Origin of the sequence: Amnibacterium setariae (assembly GCF_003581425.1) — a bacterium.
Lineage (GTDB): Bacteria > Actinomycetota > Actinomycetes > Actinomycetales > Microbacteriaceae > Amnibacterium > Amnibacterium setariae.
Genome location: NZ_QXTG01000001.1, coordinates 1,503,494 through 1,520,775 on the forward strand (window position 1 = coordinate 1,503,494; position 17,282 = coordinate 1,520,775).

General features: G+C 73.7%; 17 protein-coding genes and 1 pseudogene. 14 read left to right on the forward strand and 4 right to left on the reverse strand.

Translation table 11 applies throughout. The features are described from left to right. Positions 1 to 215 precede the first annotated feature (215 nt). From D1781_RS07560 to D1781_RS07570, 3 genes are all read left to right on the forward strand, one after another. The gene (locus tag D1781_RS07560) at positions 216 to 2,429 is read left to right on the forward strand and encodes a polyribonucleotide nucleotidyltransferase (protein WP_119481566.1); all 2,214 of its coding nucleotides are present in this window, start codon (positions 216 to 218) and stop codon (positions 2,427 to 2,429) included. A gap of 183 nt (positions 2,430 to 2,612) precedes the next feature. Beyond that, the gene (locus D1781_RS07565; protein WP_158590034.1) at positions 2,613 to 3,506 is read left to right on the forward strand and encodes an aldo/keto reductase; all 894 of its coding nucleotides are present in this window, start codon (positions 2,613 to 2,615) and stop codon (positions 3,504 to 3,506) included. A gap of 67 nt (positions 3,507 to 3,573) precedes the next feature. After that, positions 3,574 to 4,704 (forward strand): aldo/keto reductase, encoded by a 1,131-nt coding sequence (locus D1781_RS07570; RefSeq protein ID WP_119481568.1) that lies wholly within the window; start codon positions 3,574 to 3,576, stop codon positions 4,702 to 4,704. Between the two features lie 10 nt (positions 4,705 to 4,714). Here the strand turns inward: D1781_RS07570 and D1781_RS07575 are convergent, their stop codons facing one another. Further along, positions 4,715 to 5,308, reverse strand: a complete 594-nt coding sequence (locus tag D1781_RS07575; RefSeq protein ID WP_233551084.1) for a TetR/AcrR family transcriptional regulator — start codon at positions 5,306 to 5,308, stop codon at positions 4,715 to 4,717. Positions 5,309 to 5,418: 110 nt separating this feature from the next. On the opposite strand from D1781_RS07575, the gene D1781_RS07580 reads away from it, so the two are divergent. Then, positions 5,419 to 6,021: a histidine phosphatase family protein gene (locus tag D1781_RS07580; RefSeq protein WP_119481570.1), complete on the forward strand. Its 603-nt coding sequence runs from the start codon at positions 5,419 to 5,421 to the stop codon at positions 6,019 to 6,021. 18 nt (positions 6,022 to 6,039) lie between these two features. On the opposite strand, the gene D1781_RS07585 is transcribed toward D1781_RS07580, so the two are convergent. Beyond that, positions 6,040 to 6,510, reverse strand: coding sequence for a GNAT family N-acetyltransferase (locus D1781_RS07585; protein WP_119481571.1), 471 nt, complete (start codon positions 6,508 to 6,510; stop codon positions 6,040 to 6,042). Positions 6,511 to 6,573: 63 nt separating this feature from the next. On the opposite strand from D1781_RS07585, the pseudogene dapB reads away from it, so the two are divergent. The 3 genes and pseudogenes from dapB to D1781_RS07600 form a co-directional block, all read left to right on the forward strand. After that, positions 6,574 to 7,330 (forward strand): annotated as a pseudogene (gene dapB / locus D1781_RS07590) (4-hydroxy-tetrahydrodipicolinate reductase); the annotation flags it as partial. Beyond that, positions 7,257 to 7,691: a hypothetical protein gene (locus D1781_RS07595; protein WP_407641662.1), complete on the forward strand. Its 435-nt coding sequence runs from the start codon at positions 7,257 to 7,259 to the stop codon at positions 7,689 to 7,691. The pseudogene dapB and the gene D1781_RS07595, both read left to right, overlap by 74 nt. Beyond that, positions 7,691 to 8,248 carry an NUDIX hydrolase gene (locus tag D1781_RS07600; RefSeq protein WP_119481572.1) on the forward strand — a complete coding sequence of 186 codons (558 nt, stop codon included), beginning with the start codon at positions 7,691 to 7,693 and terminating at the stop codon, positions 8,246 to 8,248. Before D1781_RS07595 ends, D1781_RS07600 begins: the two co-directional genes overlap by 1 nt. A gap of 27 nt (positions 8,249 to 8,275) precedes the next feature. Here D1781_RS07600 and D1781_RS07605 read toward each other — a convergent pair whose 3' ends face one another. Both D1781_RS07605 and D1781_RS07610 read right to left on the reverse strand, forming a co-directional pair. Continuing rightward, entirely contained in the window at positions 8,276 to 9,286 is a 1,011-nt protein-coding gene (locus D1781_RS07605; RefSeq protein WP_119481573.1) for a TIGR01777 family oxidoreductase, read from the reverse strand. A 26-nt stretch (positions 9,287 to 9,312) separates the two neighbouring features. Further along, positions 9,313 to 9,735 (reverse strand): thioredoxin family protein, encoded by a 423-nt coding sequence (locus D1781_RS07610; RefSeq protein WP_119481574.1) that lies wholly within the window; start codon positions 9,733 to 9,735, stop codon positions 9,313 to 9,315. 85 nt (positions 9,736 to 9,820) lie between these two features. On the opposite strand from D1781_RS07610, the gene thyX reads away from it, so the two are divergent. The 7 genes from thyX to D1781_RS07640 all read left to right on the forward strand — a co-directional run bounded on the left by thyX (position 9,821) and on the right by D1781_RS07640 (position 17,257). Then, positions 9,821 to 10,519 (forward strand): FAD-dependent thymidylate synthase, encoded by a 699-nt coding sequence (gene thyX, locus D1781_RS07615; RefSeq protein WP_233551158.1) that lies wholly within the window; start codon positions 9,821 to 9,823, stop codon positions 10,517 to 10,519. Positions 10,520 to 10,589: 70 nt separating this feature from the next. After that, entirely contained in the window at positions 10,590 to 11,558 is a 969-nt protein-coding gene (dapA, locus tag D1781_RS07620; protein WP_119481576.1) for a 4-hydroxy-tetrahydrodipicolinate synthase, read from the forward strand. After that, positions 11,558 to 13,234 (forward strand): ribonuclease J, encoded by a 1,677-nt coding sequence (locus D1781_RS07625; RefSeq protein WP_119481577.1) that lies wholly within the window; start codon positions 11,558 to 11,560, stop codon positions 13,232 to 13,234. Before dapA ends, D1781_RS07625 begins: the two co-directional genes overlap by 1 nt. Before the next feature lie 198 nt (positions 13,235 to 13,432). After that, positions 13,433 to 13,789, forward strand: coding sequence for an ArsR/SmtB family transcription factor (locus tag D1781_RS07630; RefSeq protein WP_119481578.1), 357 nt, complete (start codon positions 13,433 to 13,435; stop codon positions 13,787 to 13,789). Between the two features lies 1 nt (position 13,790). Next, the gene (locus D1781_RS18110; RefSeq protein WP_325048798.1) at positions 13,791 to 13,997 is read left to right on the forward strand and encodes an SRPBCC family protein; all 207 of its coding nucleotides are present in this window, start codon (positions 13,791 to 13,793) and stop codon (positions 13,995 to 13,997) included. After that, positions 13,952 to 14,299, forward strand: coding sequence for an SRPBCC family protein (locus D1781_RS07635; protein ID WP_325048799.1), 348 nt, complete (start codon positions 13,952 to 13,954; stop codon positions 14,297 to 14,299). The genes D1781_RS18110 and D1781_RS07635 overlap by 46 nt, the downstream gene beginning before the upstream one ends. 81 nt (positions 14,300 to 14,380) lie before the next feature. After that, positions 14,381 to 17,257, forward strand: coding sequence for a DNA translocase FtsK (locus D1781_RS07640; protein WP_119481579.1), 2,877 nt, complete (start codon positions 14,381 to 14,383; stop codon positions 17,255 to 17,257). Positions 17,258 to 17,282 lie beyond the last annotated feature (25 nt).

Sequence of the window (17,282 nt, forward strand, 5' to 3'; positions counted from 1 at the left end):
CGCTCCGCAGCAGTGCGGGGCACCGGAGCAGACCGGCAGGGAGCTGGTCGTTAGTGGTGGACTTCGGGGCCGCAGGCGGTCCCGCGCTCTTCTACTGATGACCAGGAGCCGCGCCTGACCCGCATCCATCCGGGGCGCGGGACGGGTCGGCTTGCCACGCTCCTCCCCGCTGATCTCCGTCTGCTCGAACACGAACAGAGAGAAGGAGACGCCTCTTGGAGGGTCCCGAGATCAAGTCCGCCGAAGCCATCCTGGACAACGGGAAGTTCGGCAAGCGCACCATCCGTTTCGAGGCCGGTCGCCTCGCGCAGCAGGCGCAGGGCGCCGTCGCCGCGTACCTCGACGAGGACACGATGCTGCTGTCCGCGACGAGCATCAGCAAGAACCCGAAGGACCAGTTCGACTTCTTCCCCCTGACGGTGGACGTCGAGGAGCGGTCCTACGCCGCCGGCAAGATCCCCGGCTCGTTCTTCCGCCGCGAGGGCCGTCCCTCGACGGAGGCGATCCTGGTCTGCCGCCTGATCGACCGGCCGCTGCGCCCGTCGTTCATCAACGGCCTCCGCAACGAGGTCCAGATCGTCATCACGGTCCTCTCGATCGCGCCGGGCGAGTTCTACGACGCCCTCGCGATCAACGCGGCCTCCGCCTCCAGCCAGCTGTCCGGCGTGCCGTTCAGCGGCCCGATCGGCGGCGTCCGCCTGGCCCTCATCGACGGCCAGTGGGTCGCGTTCCCGACCTTCGCGCAGCTCGAGGACGCCGTCTTCGACCTCACCGTCGCGGGCCGGGTCACCGAGTCCGGCGACGTCGCGATCATGATGGTCGAGGCCGAGGCGACGGAGACCGCGTTCGAGAAGATCCGCGCCGGCGCCGTGAAGCCGAACGAGGAGGTCGTGGCCCAGGGCCTCGAGGCCGCGAAGCCGTTCCTCAAGTCGCTCATCGAGGCGCAGGCCGAGCTCGCGAAGCAGGCCGCCAAGGAGACCCGCGAGTACCCGGTCTTCCTGCCCTACACGGAGGCGACCTACAAGGTCGTCGAGGACCTCGCGCTGCAGGAGCTCGGGGACGTCTACCGGATCGCCGGCAAGATCGAGCGGCAGGACGCCGACGACAACCTGAAGTCGCGCGTCAAGGACGCCGTCCAGGCCATGGTCGACGGCGGCGAGCTGCCCGCCTCCGCGCTCGGCGAGGTGTCCGGCGCGTACAAGTCGGTCACGAAGAAGGTCGTCCGCGGCCGGATCCTGTCCGAGGGCGTCCGCATGGACGGCCGCGGCCTGAAGGACATCCGCCCGCTCGACGCCGAGGTCGCGGTCATCCCGCGCGTCCACGGCTCCGCGATCTTCCAGCGCGGCGAGACGCAGATCCTCGGCGTCACGACGCTGAACATGCTGAAGATGGAGCAGCAGATCGACTCGCTGTCGCCCGTCACGAAGAAGCGGTACCTGCACCACTACAACTTCCCGCCCTACTCGACCGGTGAGACCGGCCGCGTCGGGTCGCCGAAGCGTCGCGAGATCGGGCACGGCTTCCTCGCCGAGCGCGCGCTCGTGCCGGTGCTGCCCGCCCGCGAGGAGTTCCCCTACGCGATCCGCCAGGTGTCCGAGGCCCTCGGCTCCAACGGCTCGACGTCGATGGGCTCCGTGTGCGCCTCCACGCTCTCGCTGCTGAACGCCGGTGTGCCGCTCAAGGCCCCGGTCGCCGGCATCGCGATGGGCCTCGTGTCCGACACGGTGGACGGGGAGACGCAGTACGCGACGCTCACCGACATCCTCGGCGCGGAGGACGCGCTCGGCGACATGGACTTCAAGGTCGCCGGCACGAGCGAGTTCGTCACCGCGATCCAGCTCGACACCAAGCTCGACGGCATCCCGTCGTCGGTGCTCGACGGCGCGCTGCAGCAGGCGAAGGAGGCTCGTCTGACGATCCTCGGCGTCCTGAACCAGGCGATCGACGCCCCCGACGAGATGGCGCCGACCGCGCCGCGCGTCATCAGCGTCCAGATCCCGGTCGACAAGATCGGCGAGCTGATCGGCCCGAAGGGCAAGACGATCAACGGCATCCAGGACGACACCGGCGCCGACATCTCCATCGAGGAGGACGGCACCGTCTACATCGGTGCCGTCGACGGCCCGTCGGCCGAGGCCGCGCGCGCCGCGGTCAACGCGATCGCGAACCCGCACAACCCGGAGATCGGCGAGCGGTTCCTCGGCACCGTGGTGAAGATCGCCGCGTTCGGCGCGTTCGTGTCGCTGCTGCCCGGCCGCGACGGCCTGCTCCACATCTCCGAGGTGCGCAAGCTCGCCGGCGGCAAGCGGGTCGACAACGTCGAGGACGTCCTGTCCGTGGGTCAGAAGATCCAGGTCGAGATCACGAAGATGGACGACCGCGGCAAGCTCTCGCTCGCCCCGGTCGTCGAGGAGCCCGCGACGGTCTGACCGTCCGCGGCTCCGCACGAGCGCCCCGTGTCCCGGTAGGGATGCGGGGCGCTCCTGTCAAGAGTGTTCGCAGCATCTCGGCACATGAGATACTGCGACTTTCCAGGTTCGTGTGTTCCGGAGGGGGAGCGCGTGGCGAGTCCGCTCTCCGGACCGATCTCACGGCGGGTGGGACAGACGGGCATGGCCGTCTACCCGATCGCCCTCGACGGCAGCGTCTTCGGCTGGGCGACCGACGCCAAGGAGACGGCGGACGTCCTCGACCTGTTCTACGCCGCGGGCGGCGACCTGATCAGCACGGCCGCGCACTACGCGGGCGGCCGCAGCGAGATCATGATCGGGTCCTGGCTGGCCCGGCACCCGAACCGCGACCGCCTCGTCATCGCGACGAAGGTCGGCAAGCACCCGGACGCGCTCGGGCTCTCCGCCAAGTCGATCCGGCGCGGCGTCGACGCCTCCCTCGAGCGGCTCCGGCTCGACCGCATCGACCTGCTCGGCCTCGACGGCGAGGACCCGGCGACGCCGATCGAGGAGTCGCTCACCGCGGCGACCGAGCTGATCGCCGCGGGCAAGGTCGGGCACATCTCGGCGACCGGCTTCGGCCCGGAGGCGCTCCGCGAGGCCGTGAAGACCGCGCGCCGGCTCGAGATCCCGGGCATCGTCGTGATCCTGCCCGAGTACAACCTGCTGGAGCGGCGCGAGTACGAGCGCGACCTCGCGCCGATCGCCGTCGCCGCGGACCTCGGCGTGCTCGCCCGCACGCCGCTCGCGAACGGCTACCTCCGCGGCGACTTCCGCTCCCGCCACGACAAGCCCGCGTCGCCGATCTTCCAGGGCGCGCTCAAGTACGTGAACCGCCGCGGGGCGGCCGTGCTCGGGGTGCTCGACGAGATCGCGGGCGAGGTCGGCCAGCACGTCGGCCGCGTCGCCCTCGCCTGGCTGCTGACCCGGCCCGGCGTCGCCGCGCCGGTCGTGCGGGTGCCGAGCGCCCGCGCCCTCGCGGACCTGCTGCCCGGCGCCTCCCTCGAGCTCACGCCCGACCAGATCGACCGCTTGGACCGCGCCACCGACTCCTGACCCGCCGAGGTGTCGCCGGGGCGCCGCGCGCCCGGCGCCGTACGCTCGGTCGCCGGGAGGGGGGCCGATGGACGAGACGCGGGGCAGGCACAGCCGGTCCGACGACGAGACCCGTCCCGTCGACCTCGGGCCAGGCGGGCTGCCGGCGCGCGAGCCGATCGCGACGGACCCCGACCCGGCCGTCGCCGCGGCCCTCGCGGTCGTCGAGCGCTCGATCGCGCAGATGGCGAACCGGGTGACCCGGCCGCTGCTCGACGCGCCCTCGCAGCCGTACCGCCTCCGCCCGCTCGCGAAGACGGGCCTCGCGATGTTCCCGGTCGTGCTCGACGTGTCCCGCCTCGGCGAGGCCGCGGACCGCACCGCCGCCCACCGCGCCCTCGACGCCTACGCCGCGGCGGGCGGCAACGCGCTCGTCGTCGACGACGCCGCGGACGGGGCGTCGGCGCAGCTCGTCGGCACCTGGCTCGCGAGCCGCCGCCGCCGCGAGCAGACCGTGCTCGCCGCCCGTGTGGGCACCGCCGGCGACCTCACCGCGGCGAGCCTCCAGGCCGCCGTCGAGCGCCTGCTGCACCGCCTCGGCACCGACCAGCTCGACCTCCTCGTGCTCGCCGGCCACGACCGCACGACGTCGATGGAGGAGACCCTCACCGCCGTCGCGGGGCTCTTCGACGCGCAGCGCATCGGCCACCTCGCCGCCGGCGACCACACGCCCGAGCGCCTCATCCAGGCCCGCGTGCTCGCGGGCCAGCGCGGGCTGCCGCGGTTCGTCGCCGTCGCGCCCGTGCACAGCCTGGTCGCCCGCGCGCCCTTCGAGACCGGCGTCGCCCCGGTCGCCCACGCGCAGGAGCTCGCCGTGCTGCCGCGCTCGCCGCTCGCGGGCGGCTTCCTCGCGGCCACGGTGCCGACCCGCGGCGCGCTCCGCCGGCTCCGAGAGCTCGACCCCGCGCGCGCCGAGCGGCTGCAGCCGAACCTCACCCGCCGCGGCATGCGGATCGTCGACGCCGTGGTGCGGTTCGCGGGGGAGCGGGACGTGCCGCCCGCCGCGGTCGCCCTCGGCTGGCTGCTCACGCGGCCGCACATCGCGGCGCCGATCGTGTCGGCGACGACCGTCGAGGAGGTGTGGGCGGCGACCGCGGCGGCCGGCGTGCACCTGTCGCGCGCCGAGGTCGCGGCGCTCGACCGCGCCTCCGCGGAGTGACCTCGCCCGGTCAGCCGGCCGGGACGGGCTCCGCGACGAGCCGCCTCGCGGCCCGGTCGAACGCGCTCGTCGCGGCGACGGCGTCGCCCGCGTAGGAGCCGCACACGGCCCCGTCGCGCAGCAGCGAGAACTCGTCGGCCGCGGCGCCCGGCCGCGGGTGCCCGAGGTCGCGGAAGCGGTCCTCGAGGAAGCCGGTGAACCAGTCGCGGTGCTCGACGATCGCGACCCGGACCGGGTGCGCGGGCGAGGCGAACTCGGCGGCCGCGTTGAGGAACGGGTCGCCGCGGAAGTCCGGCCGGGCCGTGTCCGCGACCACCGCGTCGATGACGGCGCCGAGCACCGAGCCCGGGTCCGGCCGCGTCGCGAGCAGCGCGGTGAGCGCCTGCCGGACCTGCCGGTCGCGGCCCGCGATGTACTCGAGGATCAGGGCGTCCTTCGAGCCGTACTGCTTGTAGAAGGTCGCCTTCGTGACCTGCGCCTCCGCGATGAGGCGGTCGATGCCGGTGGCCGTGATGCCGTCCGCGTAGAAGAGCTCGTCGGCGACGGCGGCGAGCCGCGCCCGGGCGGGCGACGAACGGTTCGGAGCCGGTGCGGCGTCGGTCACGGCGGGTCCTCCCATCGGGTCGCGGACAGCCGCACCGTACCCCGCCGGGACGGACCGGTCTGTCCCCACGCGCCGGGGCCGCAGGGGCGGCGGCTACGATCGACGGCGCGATGACGCAGTACCTCTACCTCGTGCGACACGGCGAGCAGCGCGACGCCGAGCACGGCGTCGTCGACGGACCGCTCTCCCCGCGGGGACGGCGGCAGGCCGCGCTCCTCGCCGAACGCCTGGGCGGCGTCCCGCTGACGAGCGCCTGGTACGCGCCGAGCACGGTCGCGACGGAGACCGCGCAGATCATCCGCGACCGGCTGCCCGCGGTCGAGCCGAAGCCGTCCGCGCTGCTGTTCGACTGCGTGCCGTCGGGCCCCACGCCGGAGGTGCCGCGGGCGTTCTCCGGCTGGTTCGCCTCCGCCACCGAGGCCGAGATCGAGGCCGGCCGGGCGCAGATGGCCGACGCCTTCGCGGAGTTCGTCACGCCGGGCGGGCAGGAGCGCCACGACCTCCTCATCACGCACAACCTCGTCATCGCGGAGTTCGTGCGGCACGCGTTCGACGCGCCCGAGTGGCGGTGGCTGGGGCTGACCCAGGCCCACGGCGGCCTGACGATCCTCAAGGCCCGGTCGGGTCGCCCCATCACGCTGCTGGCGCACAACGACCTCGCGCACCTGCCCTTCGAGCTGCGGACCGGGCTCGTCGAGCCGCTGCCGGTCTGAGCCGTCGGGCGCCGGGTGTCAGGCGCCGGCGATCCGCTTCGCGTACCAGTCGGTCGCGTTCGGGTTGTCGTTGAAGGGCGGCACCGACGCGAAGCCGCTCGTGCGGTAGAGGCCCGCCGCGGCCTCGAGCGACCGGTTCGTGTCGAGCACGAGCCAGGCCGCGCCCTCGCGTCGCGCGTGCGCCTCCAGCAGGGTCAGCAGCCGGCGGCCGAGGCCGGAGCCCCGCGCGGCGGGCGCGACGTAGAGGTGCTTGACCTCCATGCGGCGGCCGTCCTCCGCGGGCGCGATCTCGCGCAGCCCGCCGCAGGCGAGGGGCGCGCCCTCGTCCTCGTCGATGCGGAGGAAGACGCCGGGCGGCTGGAACTGCGCCGGGTCGGGCGACGCGACCCGGTACCGGCCGGCCGTGAACCCGTCGACCCGCTCCGCGAAGTAGGCGGCCAGCAGGCCCGCCGTGACGGGGTCGTCGGGGCTCGTCTCGATCACGCGCATGGTGCGCCAAGGCTAGGCTCGACGCCCGTGATCCGCCTCGCCGTCGTCGGAGCCCAGGGTCGGATGGGACGCCTCGTCGCCGAGGTCGTCGACGGCATGGCCGACGCGGAGGTCGTGCAGCGCGTCGGCTCCGCGGACGCCCTGCGGTTCGACGAGGCCGTGGACGCGGTCGTCGACGTGACGCTGCCGCAGGTGTCGCCCGACGTCGTGGCGGCCGCGACGGCGGCGGGCCTGCCCGTCCTCGTCGGCACGAGCGGCTGGTCGGGGGAGCGCATCGGCTCGCTCCGCGCCGGCCGGCCGGAGGACGCGCCCGCCGTGCTGATCGTCCCGAACTTCTCCGTCGGCGCCGTGCTCGCGGCCCGCTTCGCCGAGCAGGCGGCGACGTGGTTCGAGTCGATCGAGATCGTGGAGGCGCACCACGCCGGGAAGGCGGACTCGCCGTCCGGCACCGCCGTCGCGACCGCCGAGCGCATCGCGGCCGCCCGGTCCGAGCTCGGCCCGGTCTCCGCGCCGCACACGGACCAGCGCGCGCGCGGCCAGCAGGTCGCGAGCGTGCCGATCCACTCGCTCCGGCTCGACGGGGTGCAGGCCAAGCAGGACGTCCTGCTGGGCGGTCCCGGCGAGCTGCTCACGATCCGGCACGAGACCACCTCGCCCGTCGCCTACGCGGCCGGCATCCGCCTCGCGATCGCGGCGCTGCCGGCGCTCACCGGGGTGACGGTCGGCCTCGAGCCGCTGCTGCTCGGGTGAGGGCCTTCGGCGGCGCCCTGCTGATGGCGCTCCTCCTCGTGCTCTACCTGGTCGTCGTCGTGACGCGGGCGATCGCGTTCCTGCAGTCCGGGCAGCCGGTCGGCGTCGCGATCGGGGTGGCGCTGCTGGTGCTCCCGGCGATCGGCGCCTACCTGCTCGCCCGGGAGCTGCTGTTCGGCCTCCGCGCGACCCGCCTCACCCGGCGGCTCCGCGGGGAGGGCCCGCTGCCCGGCGACGACCTGCCCCGGCGGGCGAGCGGCCGCGTCGAGCGCGCCGCCGCCGACGCCGCGTTCGAGCCCTACGCGGAGGACGCGGAGGCGCACCCGGACGACTGGCGCGCATGGCTGCGGCTCGGCCTCGCCTACGACATGGCGGGCGACCGCCGCCGCGCCCGCGCGGCCGTGCGCCGCGCGATCGCCCTCTCCCGCTGATGCGCACGGACCTCGTCCGGCTCGTCGCGGCGCTGCCGAGCACCGATGCGCTCGGCGAGCAGCACCGGGCGCGGGCGCTCGAGTGGCTGCGCGGCACCGACGACGTGTACCGCCGCGAGCGCCCGAGGACCCCCGACCCGCACCTCGTCGCGTACGTGCTGGTCGTCGACCGCCCTCGGCGGAGCGTCCTCCTGGCCGACCACCGCCTCGCCGGGCTCTGGCTGCCGACCGGCGGCCACGTCGAGCCGGACGAGGACCCCGCGAGCACGGCCGTCCGGGAGCTGCGCGAGGAGCTCGGGGTCGACCTGCCTCCCGACCCCGCGACCGGGGGCGCGCCGTGGTTCCTCACCGTCACGACGACGACCGGTGACGCCGCCTCCCGGCACGACGACATCAGCCTCTGGTACGCCTTCGCGGCCGATCGCGGGACGCCCTTCCTGCCCGACGAGCGCGAGTTCCGCGCGGTCCGCTGGTGGACGCTCGCGGAGCTGGGGGAGGCCGACCCGGCGGCCTTCGAGCCGCACCTGGCCCGGGCCGTCGCGGCGCTGGGCCTCTGAGGGCGACGGTCGGGAGCGAGGCGGGCGTCAGGCGGCGAGGACCGCGTCGATCGCCTCGTCGCTCGTACGGTGGCGGAAGACGAAGCCATCCGCCTCGAGCTTCGCCGGCACGACCTTCTGGCTCGGCAGCAGCAGCTCCCGGCCCATCTCGCCCATGCCGAGACCGACGACCGCCTCCGGCAGCTTCAGCACGTGCGGGCGGTGGAGGTCGCCGGCGATGCGCCGCGTGATCTCCTCGCTCGTCGCCGGGGTCGGCCCGACGAGGTTCACGGGGCCCTCGATCGTGCTCGTGAGCAGGTGCACGATCGCGGCCGCCTCGTCGTGGAGGGAGATCCACGGCCAGTGCTGCGTGCCGTGCCCGACCGTCGAGCCGAGCCCGAACCGGGTCGCGAGCGTGAGCGGCTGCAGCGCGCCGCCGCCCTGCGCCAGCACGACGCCCGTGCGGAGCAGCGCGGTGCGCGTGCGGGAGGGGGCGAGCAGCGCGGCGCCCTCCCACTCGGCGACGACGTCGGCCAGGAAGCCCGTGCCGCGCGGCGACTCCTCGGTGAGGGTCTCGCCGGGGCGGTCGCCGTAGAAGCCGACGGCGGAGCCGGACAGGAACACCGGGGGCGGCGACGAGGCCATGCCCATCGCCTCGACGAGCGCCTGCGTCGCCTTCACGCGGGAGCGGAGGATCTGCTCCTTGTACCCGCTCGTCCACGGGATGCGGTTCAGGGAGGCGCCGGAGAGGTTGATCACCGCGTCGACGCTCTCGAGCAGGCGGAAGTCGACGATCTTCGCGTCCGGGGCCCAGCTGAACTCGTCGGCGCTCCGCGGCGGGCGGCGCACGAGGCGCTGCACCGTGTGCCCGGCCTCCCGCAGCTGCCGCACGAGCTCGGTGCCGATCAGGCCGGAGGCGCCGCCGACGAGCACCGTGAGCCGGCTGTCCTTCGCGATCGGGCGCCGCACGATCGGCTTCGGGATCTCGACGGGCGGGGGAGGGGGCTGCCGCCGGGGAGCGGGCCTCGCGGACGGCACGGGGACCCGCTTCTGCGCCATGGGCCGAGCGTACCCACCCCCGCCCGTCAGCCGGCGGGTCGCAGCGCGGTGTCGAGCGCGGTGCGCAGCACGTCGGCGCTCGCGGCGCCCAGGACCCGCGCGCGCAGGCGGCCGCCGCCGTCGAGCGCGAAGACGCTCGGGGTGCGGGTGACCGCCCAGCGCCCCGCGAGGTCGCCGCGGCGGGTCAGGTCGACCTCCGCGACGGCGACGCCGGGGTGCTCGATCGCCAGGGCGAGCAGCCGCCGGCGCACCGCGTCCGTCCGCTCGTCCTGCTGCGAGCCGAACAGCAGCAGCGTGGCCGCGGACCCGAACGCGTCGTCCGACAGCGCCGCCTCGTGCGGGCGCAGCACCTCGCCGGAGCCCCGTCGGACCGTGCCGTCGCCGCGCCACCAGAGCCAGCCGACGAGCCCGACGACGACCGCCGCCACCACGGCCACGAGCGCGATCACGGTGCGAGCGTAGGGGCCGCGACGGACGTCCCAGGGCGTCGCTACGGTTGCGGCCGTGACCGACGAAGCCGAGTTCCGATCCGACATGACCGTCGAGCTGGTGCGGTCCGCCGCCCGCGACGCCGACGTGCTCTTCGCCGCCCGCGTCTCCACCGTGGGGGAGCAGTCGCTCGAGTCCGCGTCGGACGAGGCGGAGCTCGAGAAGCGCGACCGCGGCCTCATCAACTACCTGATGCGCGACCGGCACGGCTCGCCCTTCGAGCACAACTCGATGACCTTCTACGTGCAGGCGCCGATATTCGTGTTCCGGGAGTTCATGCGGCACCGCATCGCCTCGTACAACGAGGAGTCGGGCCGCTACCGCGAGCTGCAGCCGGTCTTCTACGTGCCGGACGCGAGCCGCAACCTGGTGCAGGTCGGCAAGCCCGGCGCCTACGACTTCCTGCCCGGCACGCCGGAGCAGCACGAGGCCGTGCAGGACGCGGTCCGCACGCAGTCGACGGCGGCCTACGCCGCCTACCGGCGGCTGCTGGACGAGGGCGTGGCCCGCGAGGTCGCCCGCATCGTCCTGCCGCTGAACCTCTACTCGTCGATGTACGTGACGATGAACGCCCGCAGCCTCATGAACTTCGTCTCGCTGCGCACGAAGCACCCCGAGGCGACCGTGCCGTCGTTCCCGCAGCGCGAGATCGAGCTGGTGGCGGAGGCGATGGAGGCGCAGTGGGCGACCCTCATGCCCGCGACCCACGCCGCCTTCACGAAGAACGGCCGCGTCGCCCCGTAGCGCCGCCGCCGCGTCCGGCCGCCGACCGCGGCGGCCGGACGCGCGCATCTCCCCGGTAGGCTTCCGGTCCGTGCCCGAGAACCCGTTCGGCCAGGTGCTCGTCGCCCTGGTCACACCGTTCACCGCCGACGGCGAGGTGGACTGGCCCGGGGTCGAGAAGCACGTCGACTCGGTGATCACGGCCGGTGCGGACGGCATCGTCGTCTCCGGCACCACCGGCGAGACGAGCACGCTGACCGATCCCGAGAAGCTGCGCCTCGTCGAGGTCGCCCGCGACGTGGCGGCCGGCCGGGCGAAGATCGTCCAGGGCGGCGGCTCCAACGAGACCGCCCACGCGATCGAGCTCTACAAGAAGTCCGCGCACGCCGCCGACGGCGTGATGATCGTGACGCCGTACTACAACAAGCCGACGCAGGCCGGCCTGCTCACGCACTTCCGGATGGTCGCCGACGCGACGGACCTGCCGGTGATCCTCTACGACATCCCCGGCCGAACGGGCGTGCCGATCCGGTACGAGACGATCCTGCGCGCCGCGAAGCACCCGAACATCGTCGCCGTGAAGGACGCGAAGGGCGACTTCAGCGAGGTCAGCCGGGTGCTGAACCAGACGGACCTGCTCTACTTCTCCGGCGACGACGCGAACGTGCTCCCGCACCTCGCGATCGGCGCCTCCGGGCTCATCGGCGTGACGGCGAACGTCGCCGCCGCGCCGTACCGGACCATCGTCGACGCGGTCAACCGCGGCGATCTCGCCTCCGCGACGGCGCAGCACCGGCTGCTCGAGCCGCTCGTGCGGGCGATCATGACCCACGTCCCCGGCACGGTCGCCGCGAAGTACGTGCTGCACGGCCTCGGCCGCATCGGCAGCCCGCGCGTGCGACTGCCGCTGGTGGGACCCGAGGAGGCGGAGGCCGCCGTGATCGAGGACGAGCTGGCACTGGTGCACGACGTGGCCGGGGCCGACTTCAAGAACTTCCGACCGGACCGCAACGCGGCCGCCGGCGGCGCCCTGCCCAAGGTCGCCGGGACGACCCGCTGATGGCGGAGAAGCTGCCGGAGCCCCGTCCGGTCGAGCGCGGCACGCTCCGCATCGTCCCGCTCGGCGGGCTCGGCGAGGTCGGCCGCAACATGACGGTCTTCGAGATCGACGGCAAGCTGCTGATCGTCGACTGCGGCGTGCTCTTCCCGGAGACGGACCAGCCGGGCGTCGACCTGATCCTCCCCGACTTCGCGCCGATCCGGGAGCGCCTCGACGACGTCGTCGCCGTGGTGCTGACGCACGGCCACGAGGACCACATCGGCGCCGTGCCGTACCTGCTCCGCCTGAAGCGCGACATCCCGCTGCTCGGGTCGGCGCTGACGCTCGCCTTCGTCGAGGCGAAGCTGCAGGAGCACCGCATCAAGCCCTACACGCACGTCGTGAAGGAGGGCGGCACCGAGCAGCTCGGCCCGTTCTCGCTCGAGTTCGTCGCGGTGAACCACTCCATCCCGGATGCGCTCGCGGTCGCGATCACGACCTCCGCCGGCACCGTGCTCGACACCGGCGACTTCAAGATGGACCAGCTGCCGCTCGACGACCGGCTGACCGATCTCCGCGCGTTCGCGCGCCTCGGCGAGCGCGGCGTCGACCTGTTCCTCGCCGACTCCACGAACGCGGACGTGCCCGGCTTCACGCCGCTCGAGCGCTCGATCGGCCCGGTGCTCGACGACGTCATCCGCCGCGCGCCGCGCCGCGTGGTCATCGCCTCCTTCTCGTCCCACGTCCACCGCGTGCAGCAGGTGCTCGACGCCGCCCACAAGAACGGCCGCAAGGTCGCGCTGCTCGGTCGCAGCATGGTCCGCAACATGGGCATCGCCGCGGACCTCGGCTACCTGAAGGTGCCGCAGGACGTGCTCGTCGACCTGAAGCAGGCCGCGAAGCTGCCGGACGACCGCATCGTCTACATGTCGACCGGCAGCCAGGGCGAGCCGATGGCGGTCCTGTCGCGGATGGCGAACCGGGAGCACGCGATCGAGATCGGCGAGGGCGACACCGTCATCCTCGCGTCGAGCCTGATCCCCGGGAACGAGAACTCCGTCTACCGGGTCATCAACGGGCTGACGAAGCTCGGCGCGACCGTCGTGCACAAGGGCAACGCGAAGGTCCACGTCTCCGGCCACGCGGCCGCTGGCGAGCTGATGTACGCCTACAACATCCTGAAGCCGCGCGGCGCGATGCCGATCCACGGCGAGATCCGCCACCAGGTCGCGAACGCGCGGATCGCGATGGACACGGGCGTGCCGGAGGACCGCGTGATCATCGCGGAGAACGGCACCGCGGTCGACCTGAAGGCCGGCGTGCCGACGGTGACCGGGCAGTACGACCTCGGCTTCGTCTACGTCGACGGCTCGAGCGTCGGCGAGATCACGGACGCGGACCTGAAGGACCGCCGCATCCTCGCGGAGGAGGGGTTCATCTCGATCTTCGTCGCGCTCGACCCCGCCACCGGGCGCTGCGTCGTGGGCCCGGAGATCCACGCCCGCGGCTTCGCCGAGGACGACGAGGTGTTCGAGAAGGTGCGCCCGCAGATCGTCGACGCGCTGCGCGAGGCGGCGTCGAACGGCACGAACGACCTGCACGCGTACCGCCAGGTGGTGCGCCGCACGGTCGGTCGCTGGGTGAGCACCAAGCACCGCCGCCGTCCGATGATCGTCCCGGTGGTCGTCTCCGCGTAGCGGTCGTCGCTGGTCGACCCGGGCGCTTGGCGCCCGGGTCGAGGCCACCGCTGGTCGAGCCGGGCGCCCCGCGCCCGTGCGATCACCGCTGGTTGAGCCGGGCGCCCCGCGCCCGTGCCGAAACCACCCCGAGCGGTAGTCCGAATCGGTCGTCGGGCTCTTGCCTCTCACCCCGAGACGGGTGTAACCTGCAACCAAATGGTTGTAGATGTGGTGCCGAGCCAGGACGAGATCGACCGGATCTTCCACGCGCTCGCGGACGTGACCCGGCGGGACATCCTCGCCCGGGTGGTCGACCGCGAGCAGTCGGTGTCCGCGCTGGCGCGCCCGTACGCGATGAGCCTGCCGGCCGTGCAGAAGCACGTGGCGGTGCTCGAGCGGGCCGGGCTCGTCGGCAGGACCCGGGTGGGGCGGGAGCAGCAGGTGCACGCGGTGCCGGAGCGCATCCGGGTCGCGCGCGAGCAGCTCGACCGGTACGAGGCGCTCTGGCGGCACCGCGTCGCGGCCATGGACCGCCTCCTCGCGGAGGATCCCAGCGAGCAGAAGGAGCAGTGAGATGCCCGTCCTCGACGTCGAGAAGGACCTCGACCGCCTGACCCTGACCGTCGTCGCGGAGTTCGCGGCGCCCGTCGAGCGCGTCTGGAGCCTCTACGCCGACCCGCGCCGGCTCGAGCGGCACTGGGGTCCTCCCGGCTACCCGGCTACCCGGCGACCTTCGTGCGGCACGAGCTGGTGCCGGGGAGCCGCTCCCGCTACTACATGACCGGCCCGGACGGCGAGCGGCCGCACGGGGTCTGGGACGTCGTCGCGGTCGACGAGCCGCGCTCGTTCCAGGTGGCGGACGCCTTCGCCGACGAGCAGTGGCAGCCGGACGAGGAGATCGGCTGGGGCCGCATGGACTTCCTCCTCGAGCCCGTCGACGGCGGCACCCGGCTGCGCGTGGTCTCGACCTACCGGTCCGTCGAGCAGCTGCAGCAGCTGCTCGACATGGGCATGGAGGAGGGCCTGAAGCAGGCGATGGGCCAGATCGACGGCATCCTCGCCGAGGACGCGGCGGCGGTGTGAGCGGCCGGGAGGCCCCTGGCCCCCGAACGAGGGCCGGGGGCCTCACCGGCGGCGACGGACCCCGCGCCTAGCCTGGGCCGCATGGGTGCAGCCAGGGGGAAGGATGCCGCCCGCGCGACGGTCGCCCGCAGCGCGGGCACCACGACGCGCTCGCGCGCCGGCGCGGCGCGGGGCGGTTCGACGCGCGGCGGCACGTCGAGCCGCACGAAGGCGTTCACGCCGGAGAACCAGGACACCGTCGCGACCCGGGCGTACCTCGGGCTCGCCCACGTCGCCGGCGGCGCTGCGAGGACCTTCGGGCCCGAGACGCTCCAGAAGGAGCAGCGCCGCGACGGCGTGCCCTTCCTGCTGATCCTGCTCGCCGTCATCGGCGGCGCCGTCGAGTGGTTCCTCCGCGGCAACCCGATCGCGCAGGCCGTGCACCTCTCCACGTTCGGCGGCCTGTTCGGCGTCGTCGCCGTCGGCCTGCCGGTGTTCATGGCGCTGCTCGCGCTGTGGCTCTTCCGCCACCCGCCGACCGTGCACGACAACGGCCGGATCGGCGTCGGCTCGGCGATGCTCGTCGTGTCCGCGTCGACCATCGCGCAGGTGGTCGCCGGCAACCCGCAGCCCGAGCAGTTCCCGAAGCTCGCGGCGGGCGGCGGCGTCGCCGGCTGGCTCGTCGTCACGCCGCTGCAGGCGCTCGCCGGCACGCCCGCGCTGCCCGGCGCGATCGGCGGGATCGTGCTCGTGCTCAGCCTCTTCGTCCTCACGAAGACGCCGCCCAACCGCCTGCCGCACCGCCTCCGCGACCTCTACCGGTACCTGTTCGACGCCGGGCCGGGCGCAGCGCCCGAGTCCGCGTCCGAGACGGCGCCGAAGCCGAAGCGCGGCAGCAGGGCCGCCCCGGTGCCGGACGCGGTCGGCGACGACCTGCACGGAGCGGACCTCGCGGGCCTCGGGCTCGAGGAGACCGAGGCGCCCGCGCGCGGCGAGCGCCGCCGCTGGTGGCCCGGGAGCCGCAAGCAGGCGGAGCCGGTCGAGGACGCGGCACCCGCCGAGGAGCGCGACCCCGCCTTCGACAGCCCGATCATCGACGTGGCGACCGGGCAGGTCGTCGGCGCGACCTCGGTGGTCCCGGTCGCCGACGAGCCGTTCGTCACGGGGGCCGCGGCGACGCCGGTCCCCGACGTCGACGCGGCGCCGGAGGAGGAGGTCGACTTCGGCTTCCTCACCCTGGACGAGCTCGCGGCGGGCCGCACCGAGGCGCCCCGCACCGCGCCCGTGCAGCACGTGGAGCCGGCCGCGCCTCTCGCGGTCCCCGCGGCCGCGGAGCAGCACCCGACCCCCGAGGCCGAGGCCGAGGCGGAGCCCGAGTCGGAGTACCAGGCCCAGGCGCCGGCCGGCGCGTACCGCCTGCCGCCCGAGCACCTGCTCGCCGCCGGCACGCCGCCGAAGGCGAAGAGCGAGGCGAACGAGCGGATCAAGGCCTCGATCCAGAGCGTGCTCGACGAGTTCAAGGTCGACGCCCGGGCGACGGACTACCTCCGCGGCCCGACCGTGACGCGGTACGAGGTCGAGCTGAACCCCGGGGTCAAGGTCGAGAAGGTCACCGCCCTCGCGAAGAACCTCTCCTACGCCGTGGCCTCGAACGAGGTCCGCATCCTCTCGCCCATCCCGGGCAAGAGCGCGATCGGCATCGAGATCCCGAACGAGGACAAGGAGATCGTCAGCCTCGGCGACATCCTCCGCTCGCCCGCGGCCCGCAAGTCGCCGCACCCGATGACGATCGGCGTCGGCAAGGACGTCGAGGGCGGCCACGTCGTCGCGAACCTCGCGAAGATGCCCCACCTCCTCGTCGCCGGCGCGACCGGCGCGGGCAAGTCGTCCTTCGTCAACTCGATGATCACGAGCCTGCTCATGCGCGCGACCCCGCAGGAGGTGCGCATGGTCATGGTCGACCCGAAGCGCGTCGAGCTGACCGCCTACGAAGGCGTGCCGCACCTCATCACGCCCATCATCACGAACCCGAAGAAGGCGGCGGAGGCGCTGCAGTGGGTCGTGAAGGAGATGGACATGCGGTACGACGACCTGTCGTCGTTCGGCTTCCGGCACATCGACGACTTCAACCGCGCCGTGACGAACGGGGAGATCCGCCTCCCGCCGGACTCGAAGCGGAAGCTGTCGAAGTACCCGTACCTGCTGGTCGTGGTGGACGAGCTCGCCGACCTGATGATGGTCGCGCCGCGCGACGTCGAGGACTCGATCGTCCGCATCACCCAGCTCGCGCGCGCCGCCGGCATCCACCTCGTGCTCGCGACGCAGCGCCCGAGCGTCGACGTGGTCACGGGTCTGATCAAGGCGAACGTCCCCAGCCGGCTCGCCTTCGCGGTGAGCTCGGCGACCGACAGCCGGGTCATCCTCGACAAGGTCGGCGCCGACAAGCTGCTGGGCCAGGGCGACGGCCTGTTCCTGCCGATGGGCGCGGCGAACCCGATGCGCATCCAGGGCGCGTGGGTCAACGAGTCCGAGATCGCCAAGGTCGTCCAGCACGTCAAGAACCAGGCGCGGCCGGACTACCGCGAGGACGTGGCCGAGGTCGCGCCGGCGAAGGAGATCGACGGCGAGATCGGCGACGACATGGAGCTGCTGCTCGCGGCGATCGAGCAGGTCGTCACGACCCAGTTCGGCTCGACCTCGATGCTGCAGCGCAAGCTCCGCGTCGGCTTCGCGAAGGCCGGCCGGCTGATGGACCTGATGGAGTCCCGCAAGATCGTGGGGCCCTCGGAGGGGTCGAAGGCGCGCGACGTGCTCGTGCCCGCGGACCAGCTGCAGGACACGCTCGCCGCGGTGCGGGGCATGCCGGGCAACGGCGCCTCCGCGGGCGGCGGCGGCAAGGTCGCGCTCGACTACTTCGACGACGACTCCGGCGGCGGCGAGGACTCCGAGGACGCCTGGAGCCTCACCGGCCGGGAGTGATCCGAGGCCCGGTCCCGACACGGGA